A 6,422-nucleotide genomic window follows, 5' to 3' on the forward strand; every position below is an offset into this window, starting at 1 on the left:
GCTGCGGAGCGGCTCCGCGGCCGGCCCGCGATGCCGTCGGGCGCCCGGCTGCCTAGGCTCGGAAGCAGGGGCACCGGCCGTCCGGCCGGGTGCTCCGCCAGACGTCGAGACGGGGAGAGGGGCACCGCCGATGCCTCGGGAGATCGCAGTGCTGGGCGTTCCGTCCGGTGCGGGGACGCACGGGCCGGGTCAGGAGAAGGCCCCGGGCGCCCTGCGGGCCGCCGGGCTGGTAGACCGGATCCGGGCGGCGGGTGGTGCCGTCCGGGACGAGGGGGATCTGCCGGTGGTGCCGTTCCGCACCGATCCGGACCACCGGAACCGGCAGAACATCGGCCTGGTCGCCGACGTGGCGCGGTCCGTCGCCGACCGGGTCGGCCGGATCCTGGACGACGGGGCGCTGCCGCTGGTGCTGGGCGGCGACTGCACGATCACCCTGGGCGTGGCCGCCGCGATGGTGGCCCGGTGGCCGCAGACCGGACTGCTGTACTTCGACGGCGACCTCGACCTGTCCGTGCCGGACACCAGCCTGGCCGGGATCCTCGACGCGATGGTGCTGGCCCACCTGATCGGCGAGGGCGACCCGCAGCTGCGCGACATCGGGCCGCGCACGCCCCTGCTGCCGGCCTCGTCCGTCGTGGCGTTCGGCCACGACCCGGTGGAGGTCAACGGGGCGGGCCGCGACATGGCGGCCCGGCACGGCCTGCGCACCAACCCGTGCACCGAGGTCACCGCCGACGGCAGCGACCCGGTGGCCGCCGCCCGCGCGGCGCGCGGGGCGCTGGCCGACGGGCACTCCCGGCTCCTGCTGCACTTCGACACCGACGTGATCGACTCGGTCGACCTGCCGCTCGCCAACTTCCCGCACTTCAACCAGGGCCTGCCGCTGCCGGTCGCGCTGGACTGCCTCACGGAGTTCGCCCGCGCACCGCACCTCGGGGCGGTGGTCGTCACCGAGATCAACCCGGACCACGACCCGGACGGCAGCATGGTCCGCACGGTGGCCGGCGCACTGGCGCGGGCCCTCACCGCGCCGCCGGACGGGGCCGCCGCCTGAGCCGGGGCGGCCCCTCGCGGCGGGACGCGGCGTACGGACGGGCGTGCGCGGTGGCGGTCCGTCGGTGAGGCTGGAGGGATGAGCGGGCTGAGCGTGGAGGTCCGGACGATCCCGTCCGGGCTGCTGATCACTGCGGTCGGGCCGATGGACTACGGCGGCTCCGGACCGCTGGAACGCGCCCTGCGCGAGGCGCTGGCCCGGCGGCCCGCACCGGCGCGGATCACGGTCGACATGGCCGGGGTGGACTTCTGCGACTCGATGGGGCTGAACGGGCTGCTGCTGGCGCAGCGCGACGCCGGCCGCCGGGGCATCGGGTTCGCGCTGGCCCGCCCGTCCGCCGCGGTGGTGCGGCTGCTCGACCTCACGGGTGCGGCCGAGGTCTTCACGATCCTCCCGGACGCCCCGCCCTGAGCACGTCAGCCGTACGGCGACCTGCCGGTCGGGCGCTGGATCCGAACGGCGAGGGAGCGGTACGGGGCGGGGCGGGCGGCCGGGCGGCGGATAGGGTCGTGGTGCGGGCGGGGCGCGCCGTTCCCGTCCGACGGCTCCACCGAAGGGACGCTCCTGATGTCGGCTGCACCTGTCACCGGACCTGCTGCCGGATCTCCGCTCGCGCGGTTCGGTCTCGGCACGGCGGCCGTCGGGCGCCCCGGCTACATCACCCTCGGCCGCGAGCTCGACCTGCCGGCCGACCGGAGCGTCGAGGCCCTGCGGGAGCGGACGCACGCCCTGCTCGACGCCGCCCGTGCGGCGGGTGTGCGGTACATCGACACGGCCCGCTCGTACGGCCGGGCGGAGGAGTTCGTCGGAGACTGGCTGCGCGAACGCCCGCAGGCCGCGGCGGACATGACGGTGGGCAGCAAGTGGGGATACACCTACACCGCCGACTGGCGGGCGTCCGGCGTGCCGGTGCACGAGGTCAAGGAGCACTCCACGGCGGTCCTCGACCGCCAGATCAAGGAGACCCTGGAGTCGCTGGGCCGGTACCCGGACGTCTACCTGGTCCACTCGGTGACCCCGGACAGCCCGGCGCTGACCGATCCCGTGCTGCACGGGCGGCTGGCGGAGCTCGCCGCGGAAGGGGTCCGGATCGGTCTGTCGACGAGCGGTCCGGCCCAGGCGGCGGCGGTCCGGGCGGCGTCGGAGGTGGTGGTGGACGGCCGCCCGCTGTTCGCCGCCGTACAGGCGACCTGGAACCTGCTGGAGCCCTCCGCCGGGCCGGCGCTGGCCGAGGTGCACACGGCAGGGTGGCTGGTGGTGGTGAAGGAGGGCATGGCCAACGGGCGGCTCGCGGACCGCAACGCCACCGGCCCCGACACCGCCGGGCTGCGCGCACTCGCCGCCCGCACCGGGGCGTCCTGCGACGCCCTGGCGCTGGCCGCGGCCGCCGCGCAGCCCTGGGCGGACATCGTGCTGTCCGGTGCCGCCACGGCGGACCAGCTGGCCTCGAACCTCACCGCCGCACACCTCGCCCTCGGGCCGGCCGAGCTCGCCGGGCTGGCGCCGCTGGCCGAGCCCGCCGAGGCGTACTGGCGCACCCGCGCGGCGCTGCCCTGGGCGTGAGTCCGGGACGGCGGGGCCCGGTCCGCCGAGCCATCGGTCCGGGGCTGCCGGGCCGCCGGTCCCGGGTCGGTGAGCGGCCGGTCCGGGGCCGGCGCGGTCAGCCGCGGCGGGGCTCCCAGCGGAACAGTCGCCGGGCGAGCACCGCCGCCCCGGCCGTCCAGGCGGCGGCCAGCAGGAGTGCGGGCAGGGCGTGCTGCCAGCCCTGCAGCAGGTCGAGCGGGGCGAGCGCGGGACCGTTCCAGGACTCGGCCCCGAAGCCGCGGCCGAACCAGGCGGTGCGCAGGCCCTCGACGACCGGGGCGAGCGGCAGGGCGTGGGCCGGGGCCTGCAGCCAGTGCGGCAGCGAGCTGACCGGGGCGACCACGCCGCTGGCGAACATGCACAGCAGCAGGACGGGCGTGGCGACCATCGGGGCGGCCTCGGCGCTCGGGGTGATCCCCGACAGCGCCGCGGCGAGCACCGCGAACAGCAGGAATCCACCGGCCAGGAAGACCGCGAGCAGCAGCGGGTCGGCGGGCAGCGGTGCGCCGAACCAGCCGACCGAGATCCCGCCCAGCAGCAGCACCTGGAGCAGCACGACGGCGCCGGCCGCCCCGAACTGCCCGGCCAGGATGGCCGTCGCCGGGACCTCGGTGCCGCGCAGCCGCTTGAGCACCAGGTCGTCGCGGCGGGCGACGATGCCGTTCAGCAGGTTGATGAACGTGGTGACCAGGGCGAAGCCGATGAAGCCGACGGTGCTGTAGGCGGCGGCGTTCACCCCGGCGATCTCGCGGTCACGCAGCGGTGCGGCGACCACCAGGTCGAGGGCGACCGGCAGCAGCAGGCCGATGAAGGTGGAGCGGCGGTTGCGCCAGAACACCCGCCAGGAGAGCAGGAACTGGCCGCGCGCCCAGCCGGTCCAGCCCAGGGTGCGTCCGGCGCCGGGGGCCGTGGTGAGGGTGCTCATCGGGTGCTCGCTCCTTCGTGCGCCAGGTCCAGGAAGACGTCCTCCAGGGACGCGTTGCGCGCCTCGATGCCGTCGAGTTCGACGCCGAGCCCGGTGGCCCAGCCGTGCAGGACGGCGAGGGCCGGCCCGGTCCTGGCCGCGGTGTACACCACTGTGCCGTTCTCGACGGTCGCCGACTCGCCCAGCACGGACGGCAGTTGCGCGGGGGTGACACCGCCGGGCAGCGGGAAGGTGATCCGGGTGCCGTGCCCCGACAGCACCTGGGCGACGGTGCCGACCGCGGCCAGCCGGCCCCGGTCCATGATGGCCACCCGGTCGGCCAACTGCTGGGCCTCCTCCAGGTAGTGGGTGGTGAGCAGGACGGTGGTGCCGGCCGCCCTGAGCTCCTCGACCAGCTGCCAGGTGGTGCGGCGGGCCTCCGGGTCCATCCCGGTGGTGGGCTCGTCGAGGAAGAGCAGCTCCGGCGCGTTGAGGACGGCGAGCGCGAGGTCGAGCCGCCGCCGCTCGCCGCCGGAGAGCTGGCCGACCCGGGTGCCGGAGCGGCCGGTCAGTCCGACCCGCTCCAGCACCTCGCCGGCCGGCCGTGCGCCGGAGAGGAAGGAGCGCCATGCGTCGACGGTCTCCCGGACGGTCAGCTCCTTGAAGAACCCGCCCTCCTGGAGCATCACCCCGGTGCGACGGCGGACCGCGGTGCCCTCGGTGTACGGGTCGAGCCCGAGCACCCGGACCGTGCCCGAGGTCGGCGGCCGGTGGCCCTCCAGGACCTCCAGGGTGGTGGTCTTGCCGGCGCCGTTGGTGCCCAGCAGCGCGAACAGCTCCCCGCGCGCGACGGTGAAGGAAACGCCGCGGACGGCCTCGTATTCGCCGTAGCTGCGGTGCAGCCGGTGCACCTCTACGGCCGGTTCCCCGGGAATTCCCGGGCCTGTGGTGAGTGTCATGGAAAGCAGCTTGACCGAGCCTGCGCGCATTGTGCAAGACGGCAGAAAATGCCAGGTCAGAGTGCATGTGAAATGTCATGGGAGCGGGTGTGTGATTTTCTACGGGCCACTTTCTGACATCCGTTACTGCCGCAAGGAATTGTGGCGGCGCATAGTTGAGACATCGCCGAGGGCGGGCCGGGAAAAGCAAAATCCGGCAGCTCTCGGACACCGCAGGCGATCGGCCCCGTCGGGGCCGGCGCCACAACCGAAGGGAACCGTCATGGCCGAGAACGAGAAGGTCGAGAACGAGCAGTTCGACATCGAGATCGAGGAGCTGGACACCGTCAACGGCGGTCTCAGCGTCAGCTCCCTGGCCTGTGCGGCCTGCCCGGTCTCCAGCTTCAGCTCGGTGTCCAACGCCGCCGCGGAGTAACGGGACCTGTGCCGCGGGGGGGGCGCCCCGAACCGGGCGGGGCCCCCGCGGCACCCTGCTCCACCCCACCCCGGCCGCCCCGAACGGCGGCCCACCGAGCAGAAGTTGAGGAGAGCCGGGTATGGACACCCTCCGGCACGAGCTGACGCGGTTCATCCAGCAGCCCGCCGCGCAGCAGGACCCGCCCGCGCTCTACCGCCGACTGCTGGCCGAGGCCCCCGTCCTCGACCTCGGCCGGGTCCACGTGGTCTCCGGCCACGAAGAGATCGTCACCGTGCTGATGCACCCCGGCACGGCCGTCGACCCGACCGCCGTCGGCCTGCCCAGGGCCGGCGCCACCGCGCTCTCGCGGATCGTGGACCGGATGCTCCCGATGCGCGACGGGGCCGACCACACCCGGCTGAAGCGCCTCGCCACCACCGCCTTCGGCGCCCGCCGGCTGGAGCAGATGCGGCCCCGGATCGAGGCCGCCGCCGACCGCCTGCTCGCGCCGCTGCTCGCCGCCGGCACCTTCGACGTGGTCGCCGACCTCGCCGTGCCGCTCCCGGTCGCCGTCTCCTGCGCGATCCTCGACATCCCCGACACCGAGCAGGACCGGGTCACCGGCTGGGCCCGGCTGGTCTCGCAGTCCCTGCTGGACGACTTCGGCGACCGCGCCGCCCCCGACCGGATCGCCGAACTCGATGCCGGATTCGAGGAGTTCCGCGACTACGTCGAGGAGCTCTGCGCGGCCCGGGCGGCCGCCCCCGGCGACGACCTGATCAGCCGGCTCGCCGCCGCCCGCGCCGACGGCCGCCTCGACGACGAGGACCTGCTCGCCTTCGTGGTGATGCTGCTCGCCAACGGGCTGGAGACACTCACCTCCGGACTCGCCCTCGCCGTCTGGGAACTGCTGAGCTCACCCGCCCTCGCCGACCGGATCCGCGAACAGCCCGACTGCGCCCAGGCGGTGTTCGACGAGGCCCAGCGCCTGGGCAGCCCGGTCCGGGCCAGCGCCCGCGCACTCACCCGGGACGTCGCCGTCGGCGGCACCGTCATCCCGGCCGGCCGCGTCGCGCTCCTGCTGTACGCCGCGGCCAACCGCGACCCGCGGCGCTACGCCGACCCCGACCGCTTCGACCCGGACCGGGCCGAGCTGCGCCACCTGGCGTTCGGCCACGGTCCGCACCACTGCCTCGGCGCGCCGCTCTCGCTGATGGCGGGCGCGGCCGTGCTGCGCGGCCTCGCCGAGGCCGGCCGCAGCCGCGCGCTGTCGACCCCGCTCACCCCGGCCACCCTCCGTCCGAGCGGCCAGTTCGTCTTCGGCGGCATGCGCGAGCTGCCGCTGCGCTGCCCCCGGCGCGATGCGGCGGTGGCGGCATGAGCACCGCGACCGAGCACCGGAGCGGCCCCACCCCGGCGGAGAGCGCCGGACCGGCCCCCGACCCCGGGGGCACCGCGGCCGCCGCGGCCCGCGCCGCCGCCGTCCTGGACCCCGGCCTCGCCCCGCCCGGGCGGCGGGGAGGC

General features: G+C 75.5%; 7 protein-coding genes. 5 read left to right on the forward strand and 2 right to left on the reverse strand.

Translation table 11 applies throughout. The features are described from left to right. Positions 1–130: 130 nt before the first annotated feature. The 3 genes from ACFV0G_RS32585 to ACFV0G_RS32595 all read left to right on the forward strand — a co-directional run bounded on the left by ACFV0G_RS32585 (position 131) and on the right by ACFV0G_RS32595 (position 2,617). Complete coding sequence (locus tag ACFV0G_RS32585) at positions 131–1,054, forward strand: arginase family protein (protein WP_380555799.1); 924 nt, start codon at positions 131–133, stop codon at positions 1,052–1,054. Positions 1,055–1,132: 78 nt separating this feature from the next. Then, the gene (locus ACFV0G_RS32590) at positions 1,133–1,465 is read left to right on the forward strand and encodes an STAS domain-containing protein (protein WP_380555801.1); all 333 of its coding nucleotides are present in this window, start codon (positions 1,133–1,135) and stop codon (positions 1,463–1,465) included. A gap of 156 nt (positions 1,466–1,621) precedes the next feature. Further along, positions 1,622–2,617, forward strand: a complete 996-nt coding sequence (locus ACFV0G_RS32595) for an aldo/keto reductase (RefSeq protein WP_380555803.1) — start codon at positions 1,622–1,624, stop codon at positions 2,615–2,617. Positions 2,618–2,714: 97 nt separating this feature from the next. On the opposite strand, the gene ACFV0G_RS32600 is transcribed toward ACFV0G_RS32595, so the two are convergent. Both ACFV0G_RS32600 and ACFV0G_RS32605 read right to left on the reverse strand, forming a co-directional pair. Further along, on the reverse strand, positions 2,715–3,563 hold the full coding sequence (locus tag ACFV0G_RS32600; RefSeq protein ID WP_380555805.1) for an ABC transporter permease: 849 nt from the start codon (positions 3,561–3,563) through the stop codon (positions 2,715–2,717). Then, positions 3,560–4,501 carry an ABC transporter ATP-binding protein gene (locus ACFV0G_RS32605; protein WP_380555807.1) on the reverse strand — a complete coding sequence of 314 codons (942 nt, stop codon included), beginning with the start codon at positions 4,499–4,501 and terminating at the stop codon, positions 3,560–3,562. The genes ACFV0G_RS32600 and ACFV0G_RS32605 overlap by 4 nt, the downstream gene beginning before the upstream one ends. Positions 4,502–4,763: 262 nt before the next feature. On the opposite strand from ACFV0G_RS32605, the gene ACFV0G_RS32610 reads away from it, so the two are divergent. After that, positions 4,764–4,916, forward strand: a complete 153-nt coding sequence (locus tag ACFV0G_RS32610; RefSeq protein WP_380555809.1) for a hypothetical protein — start codon at positions 4,764–4,766, stop codon at positions 4,914–4,916. A 121-nt stretch (positions 4,917–5,037) separates the two neighbouring features. After that, positions 5,038–6,279: a cytochrome P450 gene (locus tag ACFV0G_RS32615; protein ID WP_380555811.1), complete on the forward strand. Its 1,242-nt coding sequence runs from the start codon at positions 5,038–5,040 to the stop codon at positions 6,277–6,279. The last annotated feature ends 143 nt before the right edge of the window (positions 6,280–6,422 follow it).

The sequence above is a fragment of the Kitasatospora sp. NPDC059571 genome (assembly GCF_042735675.1).
Taxonomy (GTDB): Bacteria; Actinomycetota; Actinomycetes; order Streptomycetales; family Streptomycetaceae; genus Kitasatospora.